This window comes from Kitasatospora sp. NPDC093558, assembly GCF_040683475.1.
Classification (GTDB): Bacteria; Actinomycetota; Actinomycetes; order Streptomycetales; family Streptomycetaceae; genus Kitasatospora.
In genome coordinates this window covers 1-21,183 of sequence record NZ_JBFBDY010000025.1, presented here as the reverse complement: position 1 = coordinate 21,183, position 21,183 = coordinate 1, and the positions used below count along the sequence as shown (strand labels likewise).

Annotated in this window: 17 protein-coding genes; 13 read left to right on the top strand and 4 right to left on the bottom strand. The window is 70.9% G+C overall.

Translation table 11 applies throughout. The features are described from left to right. Positions 1-644: 644 nt before the first annotated feature. Positions 645-1,484 carry an IS5 family transposase gene (locus tag AB0O00_RS05205; RefSeq protein WP_363648735.1) on the bottom strand — a complete coding sequence of 280 codons (840 nt, stop codon included), beginning with the start codon at positions 1,482-1,484 and terminating at the stop codon, positions 645-647. Between the two features lie 370 nt (positions 1,485-1,854). Between AB0O00_RS05205 and AB0O00_RS05200 the strand changes: the two genes are divergently transcribed. Beyond that, positions 1,855-2,439 carry a hypothetical protein gene (locus AB0O00_RS05200; protein ID WP_363648734.1) on the top strand — a complete coding sequence of 195 codons (585 nt, stop codon included), beginning with the start codon at positions 1,855-1,857 and terminating at the stop codon, positions 2,437-2,439. A gap of 37 nt (positions 2,440-2,476) precedes the next feature. Here AB0O00_RS05200 and AB0O00_RS05195 read toward each other — a convergent pair whose 3' ends face one another. Continuing rightward, positions 2,477-2,887 carry a hypothetical protein gene (locus AB0O00_RS05195; RefSeq protein ID WP_363648733.1) on the bottom strand — a complete coding sequence of 137 codons (411 nt, stop codon included), beginning with the start codon at positions 2,885-2,887 and terminating at the stop codon, positions 2,477-2,479. 1,114 nt (positions 2,888-4,001) lie between these two features. Between AB0O00_RS05195 and AB0O00_RS05190 the strand changes: the two genes are divergently transcribed. From AB0O00_RS05190 to AB0O00_RS05170, 5 genes are all read left to right on the top strand, one after another. Further along, on the top strand, positions 4,002-4,433 hold the full coding sequence (locus tag AB0O00_RS05190) for an NUDIX domain-containing protein (RefSeq protein ID WP_363648741.1): 432 nt from the start codon (positions 4,002-4,004) through the stop codon (positions 4,431-4,433). Continuing rightward, positions 4,430-5,005 carry an AAA family ATPase gene (locus AB0O00_RS05185; protein ID WP_363648732.1) on the top strand — a complete coding sequence of 192 codons (576 nt, stop codon included), beginning with the start codon at positions 4,430-4,432 and terminating at the stop codon, positions 5,003-5,005. The genes AB0O00_RS05190 and AB0O00_RS05185 overlap by 4 nt, the downstream gene beginning before the upstream one ends. A gap of 65 nt (positions 5,006-5,070) precedes the next feature. Then, positions 5,071-5,559 (top strand): NUDIX domain-containing protein, encoded by a 489-nt coding sequence (locus tag AB0O00_RS05180; RefSeq protein ID WP_363648731.1) that lies wholly within the window; start codon positions 5,071-5,073, stop codon positions 5,557-5,559. Positions 5,560-5,801: 242 nt separating this feature from the next. Further along, a complete protein-coding gene (locus tag AB0O00_RS05175; protein WP_363648730.1) occupies positions 5,802-6,233 on the top strand; it encodes a hypothetical protein in 432 nt (143 codons plus the stop codon). Between the two features lie 14 nt (positions 6,234-6,247). Next, on the top strand, positions 6,248-9,115 hold the full coding sequence (locus tag AB0O00_RS05170) for a tetratricopeptide repeat protein (RefSeq protein WP_363648729.1): 2,868 nt from the start codon (positions 6,248-6,250) through the stop codon (positions 9,113-9,115). Here AB0O00_RS05170 and AB0O00_RS05165 read toward each other — a convergent pair. Continuing rightward, complete coding sequence (locus AB0O00_RS05165; RefSeq protein ID WP_363648728.1) at positions 9,075-9,752, bottom strand: hypothetical protein; 678 nt, start codon at positions 9,750-9,752, stop codon at positions 9,075-9,077. The two genes, AB0O00_RS05170 and AB0O00_RS05165, sit on opposite strands and share 41 nt — an antisense overlap. A gap of 148 nt (positions 9,753-9,900) precedes the next feature. Further along, positions 9,901-11,223 (bottom strand): MFS transporter, encoded by a 1,323-nt coding sequence (locus AB0O00_RS05160; protein WP_363648727.1) that lies wholly within the window; start codon positions 11,221-11,223, stop codon positions 9,901-9,903. A 177-nt stretch (positions 11,224-11,400) separates the two neighbouring features. On the opposite strand from AB0O00_RS05160, the gene AB0O00_RS05155 reads away from it, so the two are divergent. The 7 genes from AB0O00_RS05155 (at position 11,401) to AB0O00_RS05125 (ending at position 21,132) form a co-directional block, all read left to right on the top strand. Then, on the top strand, positions 11,401-12,120 hold the full coding sequence (locus AB0O00_RS05155; RefSeq protein WP_363648726.1) for a hypothetical protein: 720 nt from the start codon (positions 11,401-11,403) through the stop codon (positions 12,118-12,120). A 105-nt stretch (positions 12,121-12,225) separates the two neighbouring features. Then, the gene (locus tag AB0O00_RS05150) at positions 12,226-12,657 is read left to right on the top strand and encodes a nuclear transport factor 2 family protein (protein ID WP_363648725.1); all 432 of its coding nucleotides are present in this window, start codon (positions 12,226-12,228) and stop codon (positions 12,655-12,657) included. An 83-nt stretch (positions 12,658-12,740) separates the two neighbouring features. Further along, positions 12,741-13,763, top strand: coding sequence for a methyltransferase (locus AB0O00_RS05145; RefSeq protein ID WP_363648724.1), 1,023 nt, complete (start codon positions 12,741-12,743; stop codon positions 13,761-13,763). 86 nt (positions 13,764-13,849) lie between these two features. Beyond that, positions 13,850-14,983, top strand: coding sequence for an SMI1/KNR4 family protein (locus AB0O00_RS05140; protein WP_363648723.1), 1,134 nt, complete (start codon positions 13,850-13,852; stop codon positions 14,981-14,983). Positions 14,984-15,296: 313 nt separating this feature from the next. Continuing rightward, positions 15,297-15,773: a hypothetical protein gene (locus AB0O00_RS05135; protein ID WP_363648722.1), complete on the top strand. Its 477-nt coding sequence runs from the start codon at positions 15,297-15,299 to the stop codon at positions 15,771-15,773. A gap of 65 nt (positions 15,774-15,838) precedes the next feature. Then, positions 15,839-16,828, top strand: coding sequence for a hypothetical protein (locus AB0O00_RS05130; protein ID WP_363648721.1), 990 nt, complete (start codon positions 15,839-15,841; stop codon positions 16,826-16,828). A 167-nt stretch (positions 16,829-16,995) separates the two neighbouring features. Beyond that, positions 16,996-21,132, top strand: coding sequence for a GDSL-type esterase/lipase family protein (locus AB0O00_RS05125; RefSeq protein WP_363648720.1), 4,137 nt, complete (start codon positions 16,996-16,998; stop codon positions 21,130-21,132). The last annotated feature ends 51 nt before the right edge of the window (positions 21,133-21,183 follow it).

Here is a 21,183-nt window from a genome sequence, read left to right as displayed (position 1 = left end):
GCCTGATTAATGTATGGCCGAGTTGGCGGTCATTGGCCTTCGGTTCCTGAGTTGACGAATCAAAACCCCGTGGCGTTCGGGAGAGGAGTGGCTGGAGTGCCTTGCGAGGTGCCTCATCTATGTCACGCGCAGCCACGGCGATCGAGGCGTGTGCCTTATGTCGACGAATTTGAGCCACGCGCGCGGGCTCCGCCGTCCGATATCGGATACCTGGTGATCAAATTGCCATTGAGAGGCTCTTATCCTGAAAGTAGCAGGCTGCGGAGTTCGGCGTGGGGTGGGATGGGGTGCTCGCATTGGCCGGGATTGCGATCGCGTGCCAGCGCGTGACTCCAGTGTTGCCGGAAACCGTTGTCTCCCCAGAGGCGTTTCAAAGTCCCGGCGATCATGTAGACGGCCTGGTCAGGGGATGTTCAGTAGGTCCAGCGGCCGGCTGAAGGGATCGTAGGAGACGTGGCGGAGGCCGGCGGCGATGTTGCGATGGCCGTACTTCCGGAGCGTTGATCGCCAGGTTGCGCAGGGTCGCCATGCATGGTTGCGACGAATTAGGCCAGCTCACACGCGATCCACACACTTCTGAGGCCGGAAAACTGGACCCGGAGCTCTGAGAGGGCGTTTGAAGTAGGCAGATTGCCCTTTATGTTCTAGTAGGTTCCTCGCCAGGTTGGTGTGGTCTCGTCCGTTATGCGCTTGGAGAGGTTGTCGATAGAGGCGATGTGGATCATGGCCTCGGAGCTGGCCGGCAGGGTCTCGTAGTCCCGGGCCAGGCGGCGACGCAGCATGATCCACCCCAAGCTTCGTTCGACCACCCAGCGCCTTTTCACGACGTGGAAGCCGCGGACGTTGGATTTTCTGTTGACGACTTCGACGTCGATTCCCAGGCCGGCTCCATGCTCGACCACGGCGTTCTTGAAGCCGGTGTCGACCCAGGCTTTGGAGATGCTCGGGTAGGTCTTCTTGGCCTGGTTGAGGAGGTGGATTCCCAGGGCGTTCTCGGACAGGCTCGCGGCGGTCACGGTCACGGCGAGGATCAGGCCGATGGCGTCAGTGAGGATGCCGCGCTTCCGCCCGACGATCTTCTTCGCCGCGTCGGTTCCCTGGCTGGCCAGGGGCACGTTGGTGGAGGTCTTCACACTCTGGGTGTCGATCACCGAGGCGGTCGGCTCGGGTTTGCGGCCTTCCTTTACCCGAGCCAATCCGGTGAGGTCATAGTTGAGTTGGGCGAAGATGCCCTCGTCACGCCATGCCGCATAGTAGGCGTAGACGGTGCCGTGGTTGGGGAAGTCGTGCGGGAGGTACTTCCAGGGGATTCCGGTGCGGTTGACATAGAGGATCGCGTTGAAGACGTCGCGCAGGTCGACCTTCGCCGGCTGGCCAGTGGGCCTGCGGTCGAGCCGGGCCTTTCTCCATGCTGTCAGAATCGGCTCGATGAGGGCCCATCGGGCGTCGGACAGATCGCTCGGGTACGGCTTGCGCTCGGTCATGACACAGCGTCAGCACGGATGGGGCGGAGGGCCCTGCTCCACGACCCAGTGGGCGTTTCTGTGACTTCTTCAAACCAGACGGACTTCAAGGCATAGATACGGGCGAGACGGACAGCCGATCTTCTGAGCCGAGGAGGGGCGTTGCTGATCTATCGGGCATAACGTCACCAAAGCAGCATGACCATAAGCCATTTACGGAATTATATGTGCCAAAACGCCCACTGAGAGGGCGATTCGTGGGCTGATGTCCGTTCCCACGGAGGATGGGCCGAGGTGATGAGTCCGGGCGACGAGAGATCCCCCGGGCGGGGGACGAGGTGAATACTCCGGGCGGAGTCGGCGGTTCGGGCCGCCGAACAGGATGAACACCGTGAAGACGACAAGCAGCGCCATCGAACCGGCCTCGCCCCGCATCCGCCGCATCGCCTACGTGGGCGCGATCGCGCTGCTCCCGTACGCGGCGATGAAGCAGTACTGGTCCCTCGACGGCACCTGGGGCATCCCGGCCACGTACCCGACCCTGCTGGAGGGGATGGAAGCCAGGGCGCGCGGCAAGGACCTGGGTCCGATCAACTCCGCGATGCTGTGGCTGTACGAGCACGGGGTGGACGTCACGGTCGTCATGGCCGCGCTCGGCATCTTCCTGCTGCTGGGGCTGGTGCGTCCGTGGGGGCGGATCTTCCCGCGCTGGGTGCCGCTGCTGGCCCGCAAGCCCGTCCCCCGGTGGCTGCCGCTGACGCCGGCCTGGGTGACCGCCGCCATCCTCGCCCCGGTCTTCGGCGTCCTCGCCCTGACCAACGTGGTGCTCATGGTCTTCGGCCTCTCCCACCCCGACACCGACGGGTTCTCGCCGTTCGCGTTCTACATCGCCTACTCGGGCATGGGACCCTACGGCCTCGCTCTCGGCGCCGCCGCCTGGTCCTACCAACGCCGCACCCGCCGCCAGGCAGCGTGAAGCACTCAGAGATTGTTCTGTGAGCCTTCGCCGGAGTTCAGCCTGGGATGACCGGCGTGGGGTTGGTGAGGGTGAACAGGCCGCGCTCGGGTTCTGTGAGGATGCCGCGGCTGACCAGGCGTTTCAGCTTGGCGCGGGTGCCTTCGGTGTGCCGTGGCTCGGCGTCAAGGCCGAGGGCTCGGCAGACGTCTTTGGCCCGGAGTCCTTCTCCTGCTGCCTCGATGGCGGCCAGGATCGCGCGGTATCCGGGCGGCAGCGTCTCGGGTGGCCCTGTGCCGTCCTCGGCGGCCAGTTCCAGGACGGTCTCCCGGGTGATCTGCAGACGCTTCAAGGTGTCTTCGGCAGCAGCGAGTTGTTCGGCGAGACGGGCGATCTGCTCACGCAGTTCGTCGACTGTCTCATGGACGAGCTGCTGCCGGGACTCGATTTTGTCCAGGAGTTCCCTCATCGATGCTCCTGCCGGTCACGGGTGCTGGACGCCAGGGTGGCGGGTCACGCCAGGTCGGGGTGGCGGCGCGGGTGAGGCGGCGGAGCATCACGTCGGTCATGGACCAGTGGATCACCGCCGTGCCGTGAACGCCATCCGCTGACACAAACGGTTCGGGAAGGACCACGGTCTCGAACTCGCCCGTGAATCTACATAATTAGGCGGAGTGGCCCTCGGGTTCCTCCACGAAGTGACGCAAGATTCCGCGAACCTGTCGGCTTCCTCGGCGGAGACTTCAACTCCTACAGCGCCTCCGGCCAGGAGCAGCAGCCCTTCCCGGAGTGGCCGACCATCCTCAACCGCACCCACCAGGAACACCGCACCCGCGGCGGCAGCGAGAGCGACACCGAGCCCGATCGCACCCTCACCCGCGCCGGAATCGACGACATCGCCCTCCACGCGGCCACCCGTCTCGGCCAGGCCGACGCCCTCGCACCGACCGCCAGCCAGTACCCCCACGTCAACCTGCACCAAGGGCCGCCCCAGCGCATCGACTTCCAGCGCGCCTCCCGCGTCCTGCTGCCGGCGCTCCGGGAGTTCAAGGTCATCCCGCTGCCCGAGCTCTCCGACCACCCGCTCCTCGTCTCCGTCTGGGACGAGGAGACGTTCATGACCAGCCTCACACGCCACCCCGACTTCGACTACCGGAGTAACCCGACCGAGCCCGAATCCCGTACGAGCTGACCGCCACGGCATGGCAGGGGCAGCGCGAGAGCCTCGGAGGCCCCCGCTGCACCGAGCGCACTCGGGAGCGGATCACCGGCCTGGCGGATGCGTGAACGGCCCGCCTCCCGCCGAGCGCGGCGCGATTGTCAGTACCCCGTGGCACACTGCCCTGTTCGACCGACAACCTCCTTCCACGTAAGACCAGTTGAGGCCATTCACCGGATCGTGTGGCATCCGCTGCGACACGCCGACGCGGCCCCGCCGGGCCGCCTACGGTGGGACACCTGCCCATGCACTCACGTACGACGAACGATCACCAGTTTGATCGCGACTTCGCCATGCCCTGAACCGGTCGCCCTCCCCGCACCGGTTCCCTCCCGCCCCTGGAAGGAGACGTCCCGTGCCGCACATGCTGGTCGTCGGAGTCCACCTGGTCCTGATCGAGAACGGCCGGGTGCTGCTCGGACAGCGCGCCAACACCGCGTTCGCCTCCCGCCACTGGCACGCCCCGGCCGGTCACCTCGAAGCGGGAGAGTCCGTCCTGGCCGGCATGGCCCGCGAGGCCGATGAGGAACTCGGCATCACCGTCCGGGAGGAGGACCTCGACCTGCTGCACACCCTCCACCACCTCGACGCCGACGACGGAGCCGGACGCCTCCAGCTGTTCTTCGCCCCGCGCGCGTACACCGGGAAGATCACCAACCGCGAGCCGGACAAGTACGCCGCCCTCCGCTTCTGGCCGCTCGACGGGCTTCCGCAGCCGATCGTCGGCTACACTGCGGACGCGCTCGCGCAGATCACCGCCGGGCGCCCGCTGTCCGTCGCCGGATGGCCTGCATGAGCACCGCGAGCCACCCGCCGGCCGGGACGCCTGCGGGGAGCGCGGAGACCCGGCTCGTGGTCGTCCGGGGGAACTCGGCGTCGGGCAAGTCGTCGGTGGCGGCGGGGATCCGGGAGCGGTTCGGGCGGGGCCTGGCCGTGGTCGCGCAGGACAACCTGCGCCGCGTCGTGCTGCGCGAGCGGGACCGGCCCGGCGGCGCGAACATCGGCCTGATCGACATGGTGGCCCGGTACGCGCTGGACGCCGGCTACCACGTCGTCATCGAGGGCATCCTGTACGCCGACCGCTACAGCGAGATGCTCACGCGCCTGGTGGACGACCATCTCGGCGTCACCCGCTGCTACTACCTCGACGTCCCGATCGACGAGACGCTTCTCCGGCACGCCTCGAAGGCCGATCGCGAATTCCTGGCCGCCGTCACGGAGCAGGAGGTTCGCGGCTGGTACCGCGAGCACGACGTTCTGCCGGGCGGCATCGAAACCGTCATCGGCAGCGACAGCACCCTCCACGACACGGTCGACCGCATCATGCGGGACACCGCGCTCGCGGATCTGCCCCCGCGCGACAGCTAGAAGCAGGCACACAACCACTGTCTTCGCACCATCTGACCGTTCCACCCTGACAAGGAGCCCCCCCGATGCACGAGACGAGCAGGCTGTCGGTCGGCGTCATCGTCCACGACCCGAACACCGACCAGATCGCCACCGTCCATTACGCGCAGCGCAGTTGGACCCCGGGACCCGCGTGGACGATCCCCGGCGGGAAGGTCGATCCCGGAGAGGAGATCCCCGACGCTGCCGCCCGGGAACTGCGTGAGGAAGCCGGCCTCATCGTCCGGCCGTCCGACCTGCGCCTGGTGCACACCATCCAGGCCAAGGAAGGCTGGGACGGGCGCGGCGGATTCCTCCTCTTCGTCTTCGCCACCAGCGAGTTCACCGGCGAGCTGGTCAACGTCGAGCCGGACAAGCACCTGGAGGTGCGCTGGCACCCCGCCACCGCCGTCCTGCCCAGCCCGATGTTTCCGACGTCCAAGGCGGCAGTGGAGGCGTACCTCGCCGGCGGGCCCGCGTTCTCCACTCACGGATTCGACCCCGCCTCCGGACAGCGGCGGCTCGTCGAGAGGTGACCGGCGCCCGCCGGCCGGCTCGTCCCGCCCGGTGCGCATTGCCGCACTCCGGTCCGCCAACCGCTCGCCGTACAGTGCCACGCATCCAGCGCGGGAACAGCCGCAGACGCCGTCTCCGGGCGGTACCGTGGCACAGTAACGTCCAGGCGGGCGGCCGCAGTTGCAGCCCGCGGCTTGGTGTCCCGGCAACCGCTCGGGCCGGGACCACGTCCAAGCCGACAACCGAACAACAGGGGGGATCCATGCTGGAGGAAGTAACGCAGCTGGCCGAGGCAGGGGCGGCGACGCTGGTGGGCGTCATACTCACCGACACCTGGGAGGCCGCCCGCGCCGGATTCGTCCGGCTGTTCCGGCGCGGTGACGAGGGACAGCAAGCCGCCATCGAGACGCAGCTGGTGGTCGGCGCCGAGCTGGTGCGACAGGCCGAGGACGCCGAGGCGGCGCGTCAGAGCCTGGCGCCGATGTGGCGGTTCCAGCTGGCGGAACTCCTGCGTCAACACCCCGAGGCCATAGCGGAGCTGAGCTCCTGGGTGGAGGAGAGCCGGGCCGCGCAGCCCCGGACGCACTGGACGGCGATCCAGAACGTGGACACCCGGGACAACAGCCGGGCCAATGCCGTCATCCACGGCAACATCATCGTGCACGAGGCCAAGCCCGGCCTCAACGCTTCGTGACTCGGGTCGCTTCCTTGGGACCGTCCGAGGGCGGGGGTGCCGGTGAGCGGATCCGGATCGAGCAGAACATCACGGTCAGCGCCGGCTACGCCCACGGGGTGATCGGCGCCGACATCCACGTGTTCGGCGACGGCCTGCCGCTGTACGTGCTGGAGAACTTCCGCCCCACGGCGCAGGAGGACCCGCAATGGCTGGCGGAGCTGCCCAGCCGGATGCTCAACTCCCGCTTCGCCGTGGTCGGCTTCACCGGCCGGGCCGAGGAGTTGCGGCAGCTGGAGCAGTGGCGCGAAGGCCGGCCACGGCTGGCCCTGCGCTGGCTGCACGCCCCGGGCGGCCAGGGCAAGACCCGGCTGGCCGGCCGCTTCGCCGATGAGTCGCTCACGGCGGGCTGGAAGGTGGTCACGGCCACCCACGGACCAGGTTCCGTCCTGTCACCGGGCCGGAGCGAGGACCTGCGCCTGGACGGTTGCCCGGGCGTGCTCCTGATCGTCGACTATGCCGACCGCTGGCCGCAGTCCCACCTGACCTGGCTCCTGTCCAACGCGCTGCTGCACCGCCCCGACGTGCCGGCCCGGGTGCTCCTGCTCGCCCGCACGCCCGATCCGTGGCCCCCGCTGCGCGCCGCGCTGGCCGGCTACCGGCCTCACCTGTCGAGCCAGGCACTGGAACCGCTGTCGGGGGAGTCCGGTCAGCGTGCAGAGATGTTCGAGGCGGCGCGGACGAGCTTCGCCGCCCGCTACGGCATCGCGGACCCCGGGGCGGTCGACCCGCCGGGACCGCTGGAGCACCCCGACTACGGTCTGACGCTCGCCGTCCACATGGCGGCGCTCGTGGCCGTCGACGCCCACCGCTCCGGGCGCCGCCCGCCGCAGGACATGGCGGGCCTGACCGTCTACCTCCTGGACCGCGAACAGCTGCACTGGGTCCGCCTGCACGGCGACGGTACCCACGAACTCGACCCGGCCCGCCGGACCTTCCGTACCCCGCCCGCCGCGATGAACCGCGCCGTCTTCACAGCGGTCCTCACCGGGGCCGTCAGCCGGCCGATCGGCACGGCCGTGCTCGCGGCCCAAGGGCTCGAGCCGTCACCGGAGCAGATCCTCACCGACCACGCCGTCTGCTACCCACCCGCCGACCCTGCCCGGGACACCGTCCTGGAGCCCCTCTACCCCGATCGCCTCGCCGAGGACTTCCTCGCCCTGACCTTCCCGGGGCATCCCGCCGACTACCCCGCGCAGGACTGGGCCCCGGCCACGGCCGGGCAGCTGCTGCGCGTCGGCGACGACCGCACGCCCCCGGCCTGGGCCCCGCGCGCGATCGCGTTCCTCGCCGCGGCGGCGGTCAGGTGGCCGCACCTCGGGCCGCAGTGCCTGTTCCCGGTCCTCCTCCAAGAGCCGGAGCTCGCGCTGACGGCGGGCAGCGCCGCCCTGACCGATCTGGCCGCGATACCGGCCGTGGGGCTCGACGTCCTGGAGGCGGTCGCCGTCCACCTGCCCGAGCGCAATGCCGGCGACCTGGCCGTCGGCATCGCCGCCGTGACCCGCGGCCTCGCCGAACGTCAACTGGCCCGTTCGGAGGATCCGGCCCACCGTGCCCAGGTCCTCTTCAACCTCGGGGCGCGTCTGGCGGCCGCCGGGCAGTACGCGGACTCGGTCGAGGCGACCCGCGAGGCCGTGGCCCTGTACCGGCGGCTGACGACCGCCCATCCCCCGGTGCGACCGCGGCCGCCCCGCACCGGCCTCCTGCGCCGGCCGAGGGCGGTGCTGGCGCTGCTCGGTCCGATCATGCGGAGGGAAATGGTTCAGGAGCTCGGACGACTGCAGGCCTTCCACGAGTCGGTCGGATTCTCCATCGGGCTGGCCCACAGCCTGGTCAACCTCAGCGTTGCCCTCGTGTACCTCGGACGGTGGGAGGAGGCCGAGAGTGCAGCAAGGGAGGCCATCGGGTTCATTCGCCAAGGGCCCTGGGGCGACAAGGCGCGCAGGATGGACGCCGGGCTGGACCAGGCACTCCACAGTCTTTCAGCCGCCCAGGCGGGACTCGGGCGCTACCAGGAAGGGCTGAACAGCAGCCGGGAGGCGGTGGAAATCCTCCGCAAACGGGCCCGAGTGACCAACCGTCCGATCGATCGCGCCCGGCTGGCCACCGCCCTCAGTGAATACGGTGTTCTCCTGGGGCGCTTGGGCAGGAGGAGAGAGGCACTGCGGGTCACCGAGGAAGCCGTCCGCATTCAGCGCGCACTGGCCCGGGAGGATTCGGCGACCCACGGGCCCGAGCTGTCCAGTCATCTCAACAACCTCGGCCGCCGACGGGCGGACGTGGGTGACTACCCGAAGGCGGCGCGGGCCACGGAGGAGGCCATAGCGATGCTGCGCGGCCTGGCGGAGACCAATCCCGCGGTCTACCGGCCGCAGCTCGCCCGCGCCCTCGGCAACCTCAGCCTCCAGCGGGCCGAGGACACCCGTGGCGCCCTGGAAGCCGTGGAGGAAGCCGTCCGCCTCTACCGCGAGCTGGCCGGGACGGCCCCGGAAATCCAACCCGGCCTCGCCATGTCCCTCTGCACTCTCGGCGGCCGGCTGTCGGAGCTGGGCCGGCACCGTGAGGCGGTGGCCGCTGCCGAGGAGGCCGTTGCGCTCCTCCGGGGCCCGGCCGAGGCGAACCCGGTAGCGATGGACATCGAACTTGCCATTGCCCTGGGCACATTGGCGCAGGTGCGAGCCAACGGCTCGGTGGACATACCAGGCGCGAAGGCCGCCCTGAGGGAAGCCGAAGCCGTGCTCGCCCGGGTGGCGGTCGACAATCCGGCGCTGGCTGCCCGCATCTTCGAGGACTTCCTGCCGCTCAAGACCTGGCTGCGTGCGATGAACGGTCGGGCGTCGTAAGCGGTCCGTGCACCGGGCACGCCGACACGTGCAGGAGCCTCCGATACGAGTCCCGGGTCAGCATCTTCACTTCCCAATCCGCGGCGGACGACGCACGTTTGAGCACGACGTGCCGATTGCTGCCTTCGCCGAGATGCGTGCGGTACTGGGCGACCGCCGATGTCTCGTCGCCGAGGATCCGCCGCAACTGGTCCTCGACGAAGCAGAACGGGCAAGGGGAGCCGAGCAGGGTGACGGCGAACTGGCGCAACTGCGGCTGCTCGACGATGACGAAGACAGACCCGGTGTAGCCGACCATCGTGCTGATCCACTGCGGTCCGTCGAATCGGGCGGATTCCTGCAGGAAGTGGCTGAGCCGCAACGGCTCCACCGGGTGGGCCCGGCGCCTGCCGACGAACCGGGAGACCGCCGTATAGGCGATGCTGACGGCCAGATCGACGTAGAGCACGGCAACGAACCACGCCGGGTCCTGCGTATGGGCCATCCACAGGCACACCCCGATCATGACCACCAGAGACCCGACTCTCGCCCACCGCAGCGGCGGGCGGAAGGCAGCCCGGAAGGCCCTCGGCATGACGACAAGGATGATCACATCGGCGCAGATCACCAGCACGCGAACAACGAGATCCAGATCCAACTGTCCGGCTTCCCCCTCCCGTTGGCCACAATGGCCGCAGACCATGGTCCCACCGACACCCGACACCCGACACCCCGGGACTCCACCCGCCAACTCCCGGCGAGGTAGCAGGGAGCATCGCGGCGCACGAGGACCACGGCATGATGAGCTACATCGACGTCGTACGCTGAACCTCGCGGATGGCCGGCCGGCCGTCCTGGCGCGGCCCGGACTCCACGGGCCGCGCCAGGGCGGCCAACCGCCGCCCGGCCGCCCGCCGTTGGACCGCGCCGAGGGCCGTCACCACCGCGCCGAGCCCGATCCAGCCGACCGGACCGGCCGTCATCACCACGCCGGTCAGCAGCAGCGGACCGGCCGACTTCTGCACCGACTGGGACATCCCCGCCACGCCCAGGTACGACGCCCCCGCCCGCGGCGGCGCCAGGCTCACCGCCAACTCCCAGGAGCTGACCGAGCGCAGCAGCTCGGCGAACGTCACCAGCGCCCCGGCCCCGAGCAGCGCCACCGACGCCGCCCACGCCCCGCGCCCGGTCGAGGCCGCCAGCAGCAGGCAGCTCGCGAACAGCGTCACCCCGTACCAGGCCAGCGACCTGATCGCGCCGGCCGGGCCCTGCGCCCAGGCGGAGACGCGCAGTTGGAGCAGCACGACGAGCACGGTGTTGAGCACCAGGAAGGCGGGCACGAGGGCGTGCGGCGCCCCGGTGTGGTGGACGAGCCAGAGCGGGAGGCCGACGTTGAGCACCGAGTCGTCGAGGTTGAGCGGGATGTCGAGGAGGACGAAGAGCAGGTAGCCGCGGTCCCGCCACGGGCTGGTGCCGTCCGCCTCGGGCGTGGTCTGCGCGGTGCTCTGCGTCACCACGAGCCCGTGCCCGTCCGGTTCGCGCGTCCGCCGGACCAGCACCGCGGCGAGGACGAACGAGAGCGCGTTGGCCAGGATCAGTGCGCGGTAGGCGTTCGGCGTGCCCACCGCGAGCCCGGCCGCCGCGATGCCCGCACCGAGCGCGTAGCCCGCGTTGGCGACGCTGCGGAAGAGCGCCTGGTACTCGCCGCGCCGCTCGCCCGCGACCCGGGTCGCGAAGAGCATCTCCAGCGTCTTGGCGCCGCGCTCGCCGAGGCAGGTGAGCGCGACGAGGAGCAGCATCACGACGTACTGGTCGGCCACCAGCAGCAGGGCCATCGTGCCGAGGCGCAGCAGGTGGCACGCGGTCAGGAGGCCGCGGACGGTGAAGCGCTCGGCGGCCCGTCCGGCGAGCGGCGAGCCGGCGATCCCGGCGACGGCGGCGACGCCGAGCAGGAGGCCGAGCCGGCCGGCGTCGAGGCCGCGGACGAAGGTGAAGTAGAGGACGGAGGCCGCGGCCCAGACGCCGCTGCCGGTACGGTCGACGAACTGGGCGAGCAGCATGGTGCGGGCGTCCGGTCCGCCCGGTGGGCGCCGCAGCTGTCCGATCAGCCCGTTCCCGCTTCGCTCCATCGTGCTCCCCCGTTCCGCTCCCGGGGCCGCCCCCGGATTAATCTCGACATCAAGATACTTCATATCAAGAGTTCTGGCGAGATCCGGGGGCCCGGGTTCCGCTCGCACCGGCGCTGCCGCCACACTGTCGCGGGCACAGGAGAGCGCAGGAGTACACGGACGAACGGGGGCCCGGGCATGGCGCGCGGCAGGAACAAGAAGCAGAAGAGACCGCTGAGCGACGGAACGTTCCGCCCGAAGACCGCCGCCAAGAAGGCCAAACGGCGGCCCCGCAAGGACCGGCCGCTCAAGCCGCGGACCGTCCGCATCACGGCGCTCCTGACCGGGCTGCTCACGCCGCTGCTGGTCATCGGCCTGATGGTGCTCGGCGCGGATCCCGACTACAGCGCGCCCCTCGCGATCACCGCCGTGGCCGTGTTCATCGCCGGCCTCGGCGGGCTGATGGCCGTCCGGACCACCGGGTGGGTCCTGTGGCCGGGCGTCGCACTCGGGATCGCGCTGCTCGTCCTGCCCATGAAGACCGTCCAGGCCGAGGTCATCGCGCACCGCGGGGTGCGGACCGACGTCGTGATCACGTGGGCGAACCCCGAGCGGGACAAGCGCGGCCTGGTCGGCTGGAAGTGCGGCATCCGGCACGCCGACGGGACGCCGCTGCCGCACGGCGAGTTCAGCGGCTCGGCCTGCGGCCCGTCGAGCGTGGGCGAGCGCGCCGTCGTCCTGGCCGACCCCGAGAACGTCGTCCCGCCGGTCGGCACCGACTACGACCTCTCCTACCTCAGCCTCGGCGTCTACGCGGTCGCCGGAGCGGCCGCCCTCTGGGGCCTGCTGACCCTGGCCGCGGCGCGCCGGACGCTTCGGGATTCCCGACGGCGGTTTCGGGATTTCCCGCGAAAGTGAGGAGACGCCGGCTGTCGGCGGGGCCCTGACGCGCCGTTTTCCCGGTGCACCGGCGAGCTCCGTTGTGATTGTGTGGCCTCCCGTTCCCGAGCCCAGGAGACCGACGTGTCCCGCACGCCGCAGCAGATCTTCGAGAGCTACGTCCACGCCGGCGCACTGACCCGCAACGCCGACGCCCTCGCCGCGACCTTCACCGAGGACGGCGTCTTCGAGGCACCGCTCGTGCCCGCCGACGCCGACTTCCCCCGGCGCATGGTGGGCCGCGAGCAGATCCGCAGCGCGATGACCGCGTACTACGCGCGCACCGCGCAGGACGGCCGTGTGCCGAACCTCGCCAAGTCGGGCTACGTGCTGCACACCACGGCCGATCCGGACGTGTTCATCGCCGAGATCGACACGGTCTTCGACGGGGACGGGGACGGGGACGGGGACGGGGGCGAGGGCGACACCACGGTCTCCCTCGTGCAGATCTTCCGCGTCCGCGACGGCCGGATCGCCCGCCTGCGCGACTACTTCACACCGGACCTGGTGAACTGAGCCCCGCCGCCGTTGCTCCTCCCGAGTGGGCCCGCCCGCGCGCCCCGGCGCGTCGGCGGGCCCGGCTCGCTAGCTTGACCGGCATGAACGCCGCGGACTCCCCCACACCCGCCATCACCATGCTGCGCCTGCTCGGCGGGTACCAGATCTCGCAGGCCCTCTTCGTCGCCGCCCGGGCCGGCCTCGCCGATCAACTCCTCGACGGTCCAATCCCGTTGGCCGAACTCGCCACCGCCACCGGGCTGCGCCCCGGACCGCTGGCCCGGATCGTCCACGCCCTCGCCGGCGAAGGCGTCTTCGCCCTGGACGCCGGCACCGGGCTGGTGCGGCTCGGCCCGCTCGGGCGCACGCTCGCCTCCGGCCTGCCCGAGTCGGTGCGCAACATCGCCCTGATGTGGATGGACTCGCACTACCGCGCGTTCGGCGAGCTGTGGGGCACCGCCGAGACCGGCCGGCCCGCGGCCGAGATCGCCTTCGGCGAGCCGCTGTTCGACTGGATCGGCCAGGACCCGGCCCGGGTCCGCGCGTTCTCCGCCGCGATGACCGACTTCGCGCGGGCCATCCGCCACCACTCCCTGGACGCGGTCGAACTCGACGGCGCGCGCACCGTGGTCGACGTCGGCGGCGCGGACGGCACCGTCCTCGCCGTCCTCGCGGAGCGCTACCCGCACCTGCGGGGCACCGTCTTCGACCTTCCCCACGTGGTGACGGCGGCGCCGGAAGTCCTGCGCGCGCACGGGGTCGACGACCGGATCACGACCGCGGGCGGCGACTTCTTCGTCGAAGTGCCGCCCGCGGACAGTTACCTGGCCTGCTTCATCCTGCACGACTGGTCGGACGAGAAGGCCGGGCTCATCCTCGGCAACATCCACCGGGCCGCCGACGCGACGGACGCCCGCCTGATCCTGGTCGAGACCGTCCTCGACGAGGGCGCCGCCCCCGAGGTGGCCTCCCTCCTCGACCTCACCATGCTCGGCGTCCTGACCGGCCGCGAACGCACCCGCCCCGAATGGCGCGACCTCCTCGCCGCCTCCGGCTTCCGCCTCGACCGGATCCGCACGACCCCCGGCCCGATGTGCGTGATCGAGGCGACCCGCGTCCCCTGAGGGACATGTGACGAGTGACCGGCGACAGTCGGGTTCGCCCCCGGCGTCCCCCGGAATTGTCAGTGGTGCGTGCAAGGATCACCGCCATGACCGAAGAGATCTTCGACTGGCGCTCCTTCCTCACCCGCTGGAGCGAGGAGTGGGCCGACGCCAACGCCGAGCCCACCAGTGAAGCCGCGCGTGCGCGCTGGCTCGGCTTCGAGCCCGCCTCGGAAGAGGCCGTGGCAGCGGCGGAGGAGCGGCTGGGCCGCCGACTGCCTCCGTCCTACCGGGAGTTCCTCGCGGTCACCGACGGGTGGCGCCACGCGGGCAGCTTCGTGTCCCACCTGGGCGGCACCAGGGAGGCCAGCTGGCACGAGGACTCCCATGGATTCAGCGAGTACTACGGCGACGGCGAGCTCGACGGCATGTGGGAGCGCGCGCTCCAACTGGACGTCGAATCCGACCTGACGTACGTCCTGCTGGATCCGCAGGCCGTCGACGAACACGGCGAGTGGGCCGTGTACTGCCACAAGGTGTGGGCGGCCGACGTTCCGACCAGGTACGACTCCTTCCGCGCGTTCATGCTGGCGCAGTACCGGGAGTTCCACCGGCTCGCCTCGAACGAACGCGACGGCCGGCCGTTCGTCAACGACACCACCCGCCGCCTGGACGCCCGGGTCGAGGCGGCCCGGCTCGACGCGCTGCGCGGCGACCACGAACGCGCCGCCGCCGCGCTCGCCGAGGCGGTCGAGTACGGCCGCCCCCGGGCCAAGGGCATGCTCGACCAACTGCGGCGCCTGCTGGGGCAGACGTACCTGGTGGACTACGGCGCGCTGCCCGCCGACCCGCGGTACCTGCGTGAGGTGGTGCCGCTGCTCGCGGTCGAGCAGGTGAGGAACCGGCACGACGCCACGGTCTGGGGCTACCGCGTGGGCGCCTCGTCCGGCCCCCACCGGGAGCAGGCCGACGACGTCCTGCGTGAGGTCGAGGAGCGGACGTTCCGGTACACCACGGAGGGCCCGTTCGGCGCGGCGGTCGAGCAGGCGCGCGAACAGGCCCGCCGGGGGCACACGGACGCCGCCTGGCACACGCTGCTCGCCGGGCTCCCGCAGTGGACACCGGTCGGCCCCGACCACCTCGCCCCGGCCGGCCTCCTCGCCGATCCCCTCCTCGGTCCGCTGATCACCCCGGACCGCGCCCTCGCCCTGCTCGCCACCCCGAGGGACGGTCAGCCATAAAGGGAATCTATACTTCCGCTTTACCTTCCGAAGCGTCCCCGACAACGCCATGGAGACACCGAAACGCGCTGGTCGGCGCCGTGAGACGGCTTCCCGTCGCCCCGTCTCATGCCCTGCGTCCCACCGCGACGCGGTGTCTCCACTCGCGGAATGGAGACAGCGCGAGCGTCTCAAAGGGTTCGTGAACGTCGTGAGACAGCCGCCGTCCGGCACAGGATGGGTCTACGAACCGACCACGGAATCCATGAAAGGGATCCACATGTCGACCACGAACTCCACCGTTTCCGTTTCCACCGGAAAGCGTCGCGGACGCGTGCGTGCCGCCGTGCTCGCCGGCGTCATGGGCGCCGCTCTGGTGTCGTTCACCGCTCCTGCGGCGATGGCCGAGGGCGACCCGACCATCACCGTCAAGTCGAACGACTCCGACACCCTCCTGGACATGGACAAGTGTGCCGAGCACACGGACAACTTCCGCTTCCGCTTCTACTACCACAAGGACTACAAGGGCGCCTGGGTGAACGTCGGTCACCCCGTGTGGGACCTGAAGTACATCGACTCCGGGGTCGACCCGGCGGAGAACCCGCTGCGCTTCTGCGGGGACAGTGACGGCGGCGGCCAGCCGGCGGCCAACAACTCGGCCTCCGCCTACAACTGGTACGACCAGTACTGCGCCTACGTCTACTACAGCAAGGGTTACGGGGGCGCCTCGGAGCGGATCGCGCCGCACTCGGGCGGAAACCTGGGTGCGACCGCGAACAACAACCGTTCCATCACCTTCGGGAAGTGCTGATAACGAACCTCTGATCCGGAGCCAGGAACACTAGAACAAGAACACCGAACCAGGAACACCAAACGATGCGAAACCGCCGTGGCGCGGTGGGTGCGGTCGCGATGGCGGTCGCCTCGGGTCTGCTCACGCTCGCGGGGTGCGGCGGAGGACACTCGGTGCCCTCCGCCGGGCCCGCGCCCGAATCCGCCGGCGCCTCCTCCCCCTACCCCGCCACGGCGGAACGGCCCGGCAGCGATCCGTCCACCTGGACCCTGCCGATGCTCGCCTACCAGCCCACCCAGGAGCAGGAGAAGGCGATCGGCCAGGCCGAGACGAAGCTGGTGGGCGACTGCATGGCCCGCCTCGGCGTCGCCTGGCAGCCGGCACCGGACCTGCCTCCCGTCGGCCCGAAGAACCTCCTCGACCGGCGTTACGGCATCCACGACGCGGCCCTCGCCGCGACCCGCGGCTACCAGCCCGACGCCGACGAGGTCGCCCGGCACGACGGGGCGATGCGGGCCCAGAGCTCCGCGCCGAAGTCGTCGCCCGACGTCGAGGTCTACCTCGGCGGGACCGACCTCCCACCGGACCTCCTGGCGCAGGCCGACGCCGAGACGCGCAACGCCGCCGCCCCCGGCGGGAAGATCCCGCCCGGCGGCTGCTTCGGCGAGGCGCGGCGCACGCTCGGCAGCCCGACGCGCGGCCTCACACCGCTCGTCGACCACCTCACCTACCAGTCCTTCCCGGACTCGTTGCAGGACCCGCAGGTCAAGGCGGTGTTCGCCCAGTGGTCCGCCTGCATGAACGCCAAGGGCCTCCGCTACCGGGCCCCGCTGGACGCGAACGACGACCCGACGTTCGAGCCGGGGGCGAAGGGCGTGACGCGGCAGGAGATCTCCACCGCGCTCGCCGACCTCGCCTGCCGCGACCGCCACCACGTGGCCGAGGTCTGGCACGACGCCGAGTCGCGGCTCCAGCAGCAGGAGATCGCCGCCAACCGCGAGGCCCTGGAGGCCGACCGGCACACCCTGGACGCCGTCCTCGCCAAGACGGCGGACGTGCTGGCCCGGCACTGACCCACCCGCAAGCCGGACGCCCGACGGTCCCTCACCGGACCGCCGGGCGTTCCGCAGCCGTGCGCGCAAACGCACCCGAATACACCGAATCAACTGAATCCACCCAACAAGCGTGATCTTTAAGGAGATCCATGCTTCTCAAACGACGTCGGACCCTGTTGGCAGGCGTGTGCGCATTCCTGCCCGCCATGGCCCTGACGCTCCCCGCCGTGGCCACGCCGGCCGGCGCGGTGCCGATACCGTCGGACCGGCCGAGCTCGACCGCCCGGCCCACCCCCACGACGCCGCCCACGCCCACGACGCCGCCCGCCCCCGCCAAGGTGACGGACCCGGACGCCACCCTGCCCAAGGACTGGCGCAGTTCGCACGACCGGGCCGTGACGCTCGCCGGTGACGGCACCGGCCTGCACGTCCTGGCCGCCGACAGCGGCCAGGCCTACCAGTGGCGCACCGTCGCCACGCTGTCCGAGCCGGGCTTCGGCACCGACCTCTGGATCGGCAACTCGTGCGTCACCGGCTCCGGGCAGCGAGCCGTCGTGGCGTACGCGCCGCGGCAGTTCGTCAACCGGCCCGAGCTGTTCCAGCGCGGCGCCTTCGCCGCCGTCGTGGACCTCGCCTCCGGCGCCGTCACCAAGCTGCCGGACACCGTCTCGCTCGCCTACTTCGACCCGGGCTGCGGCGCCGACGAGACGGCCGTGTTCACCCAGAACGGCGACGCCGACCTCGGTGCCACCCGGCTGCTGACCGTCGACGCGGTGAGCGGCAAGGTCGTACGCGACGTCAAGGTGGACGGGCAGGTCACCTCGGCGGTGCCCACCAAGGACGGGCTGGTCGCCGCACACGGCGGCGAGCTGAGCCGGATCGACGAGGCCGGCCGCACCAGCAGGCTGACCTCCACCGGCGGCGCCGCGACCGCCGTCCACCCGGACGCCGGCGGCGGCGTCACCTTCATCGACCACGACGGCGGCACCGCGAGCGTCAAGCGCCTCGCCGACGGCAAGGTCGACACGCTCGCCCAGGCGCGGACCGGCGAGCTCGGCCTCCAGCCGGGCAGCGCCGGCCGGGTGTTCGTCACCGGCAAGCCCGGGCAGGTCGCCCAACTCCCGGACGCGGTACGGACCCTGCCGGTTCCAGCGGACTCCGTCGTGTCCACCGAGGGCGCCATCGCGGTCGACCAGGCCGTCTCCGGCAGCGCGCGAAGCCTGGCGACCGACCCGCTGCAGCCTGCGAAGCAGAACGGCACGGCACCCGTCGAGGTGCAGGCCGAGGTGCCGGCGACCGGCAAGAAGCTCACGTTCTCGGTCGCCCCCGACAACCAGGGCGACGCGTCCGGCGCCGCCGCCTCGCCCGCCCTGGGCAGCGCGTCGCCGTCGTCGAAGGACGCTTCGCCGTCGTCGAAGACCGCCTCGCCGTCGTCGGACACCGCCCCCACCGGCGCGAACCCGCACGCACGCGCCCTGGCCCGCAGCGCGGCCAAGGCCACGTCCACCACCGCAGCCTCCGCAGCCTCCGCAGCCTCGGCAGCCTCGGCAGCGGATGACTTCCCCGCCAACGCCACCGACACGGTCGACGAGGACCGCACCTGCTCGGTGCCCCGCAACGACCCCACCCAGCAGGCCTACCAGCCGACCCCCGGCCAGGTCGAGTGGGCCGTCGACATGGCCGTGCGCGGCCAGCTGACCGCCAAGTGGGTCCGCCAGGGCGGCTGGCGGACCCAGGACGGCCTCGGCACGGTCGACCCGCAGGCGATGTTCCCGCTGCCCGCCCTGGAAGGGCACCCCGGCAGCCACATCCCGCCGCAGGTGCTCCTCGGCGTCCTCGCGCAGGAGTCCAACCTCTGGCAGGCCGAGGGCGGCGCCATTCCCGGCCAGACCGGCAACCCGCTGACCGGCGGCTTCTACGGCCACCCGCGCTACGACGCCAACCACCCCCAGGACGTCTGGCAGGTCAACTGGGACAAGGTGGACTGCGGCTACGGCATCGGCCAGCAGACCGACGGCATGCACGGCGTGCGCGGCCAGCGCAGCGGTGACGCCGTCTGGCCCGGCGACAAGCAGCGGGCCGTCGCGCTCGACTACACGTCGAACATCGCGGTGGCCGCGCGCACCCTGGCCGACAAGTGGAACCAACTGCACGACCCGAACAACCCGATGAAGGTCAACAACGACGACCCGGCGGCCATCGAGAACTGGTTCACCGCCGCCTGGGCGTACAACGCGGGCTTCAACAAGTACGACCCGGCGGCGCCCCTCACCGCCTGGGGCCTCGGGTACCTCAACAACCCGGCCAACCCGCTCTACCCGGCCGACCGCAAGCCGTTCCTGAACGGCAACCACTACGCGGACGCCGCGCACCCGCAGCTGTGGCCCTACGAGGAGAAGGTGCTCGGCTGGGCGGCCTGGCCGATCGACGCCGGGCGCTCCTACGACGACAACGGCAACCTCAACAAGGGCAACACGGCCGGCTACGCGGCCGCCTGGTGGCTCACCGACGGCAACCGGGCCCTCGTCAAGCCGCCGCTCGACGCGTTCTGCAACGCCTCCAACAACTGCGACGTCAAGAACCCGCCGCCGTGCGAGATCCAGCACCTCGGCCCGGCCTGCGACACCCCGTACTGGTTCCACTCCTCCACGACGTGGAAGGACTGCAGCGCCAACTGCGGCCACGAGTCGCTGACGTACAAGACGCTGCGCACCGAACCGGGCAACGGCAGCACCGGCGCCCCGGACTGCTCGGCACCGCCGGCCGGCTCCCTGGTCATCGACTCCGTCTCCGGCGCCGTCGCCCCCATGCGGGACGGCTGCACCCGGACCTGGAGCAACGCCGGCACGCTCGGCTTCACCTTCCTGCCCGACGCGAACGGCAACTACGAGGCCAAGGCCGACCTGCACCAGATCGGCGGCGGCTACGGCGCCCACTTCTGGTACGCCCACACCCGCAGCTCCGGCTCGTCCGTCGACAACGCCGCCTTCGCGGGCGGCCGGGACAAGGCGGTGGACGCGAGCGGCCCGATGGCGATCACCGGCTCGTGGAAGCTGAACCGCCAGGTCTCCGGCTGGCACCGGGTGCTCGTCCACCTGCCGGCCAGCGGCTCGCAGACCCAGCAGGCCGTGTACACGGTCCACCGCGGCGACGGCACCACCGCCAACCGGATCGTCAACGCCTACGCCGACACCAACACGTGGGTCAGCCTCGGGGTGTTCGAGTTCAAGCCCGGGAGCGACTTCCAGGGCGCCTCGCTGAGCAACTGGACCGAGGACGGCCTCGCGGTCGAGGACGTCGCCTGGGACGCGATGGCCTTCCAGCCGCTCCCCGGCAAGCCCAAGGACGTCGTCGTCCAGCTCGGGGACTCCTACGCCTCCGGCGAGGGCGCCCAGCCGTACCTCATGGGCACCGACGTCGGCCCGTACGCGATGAAGCAGCCGAAGCCCGACACCGCCCAGACCCCGGCGGCCAACCGTTCCTGGAACGCCTGCCGGCGCAGCAGGAACTCGTGGATCCGCCAGACCGTCCTGCCCGGTGACGGCGCGAGCGTCGGCTCCCTGGCCGACGGCCTGGACAGCAGCCTCGACTACCACTCGGTGGCCTGCTCCGGCGCCCTCGCGTCGTACATGACCCAGGGCACCAACGGCTGGGGCTGGCTCGGCGAACACCACGAGGTCCCGCAGCTCGACTCCGGGTTCCTCAACGACGACACCACCCTGGTCACGCTGACCGCGGGCGGCAACGACGCCGGATTCAGCGACGTCATGGAGGCCTGCGGCGACCCGACGAAGGACTGCCCGGACGTCGCCAAGCAGAACGCGACCATCGACGGCATCAAGGCGACGCTCGTCAACCTGCTCGTGGCCATCCACGCGAAGGCGCCGAAGGCCCGGATCGTCCTGCTCGGCTACCCCGAACTCTTCGGCGACATCAGCCTGATCAACCCCGGCTGCACCGTCATCCTGCCGAAGCGCACGGTCACCATCAACGGCTTCGCGGACCACATGCGGGACGTCCAGGACGCCGCCGCCACCGAGGCCCGGGCCCAGAACGTGCCGGTGCTCTTCTACCCGCCGGGCGTCGAGTTCCTCGGCTACCGGCTCTGCGAGCAGGGCGCGGGGCTCAACGACGTGGTCCACACGCCGTCCACCACGGGCGGCGGCGACTTCTCCTGCCCCGGCACGGTCATCTGCCCGAGCATGGAGAGCTACCACCCCAACAACGCGGGCACGAAGCGCTACGCCCAGGCCCTCCAGTACGCCCTCCAGGGCACTCCGCCGATGCCGGGCGGTGGTGCCCCGGCGGCCGGCAAACCCTGACCCCGACTCCGAACAGCCACGCCGAGGCCCGGCCTCCCGCCGGGCCTCGGC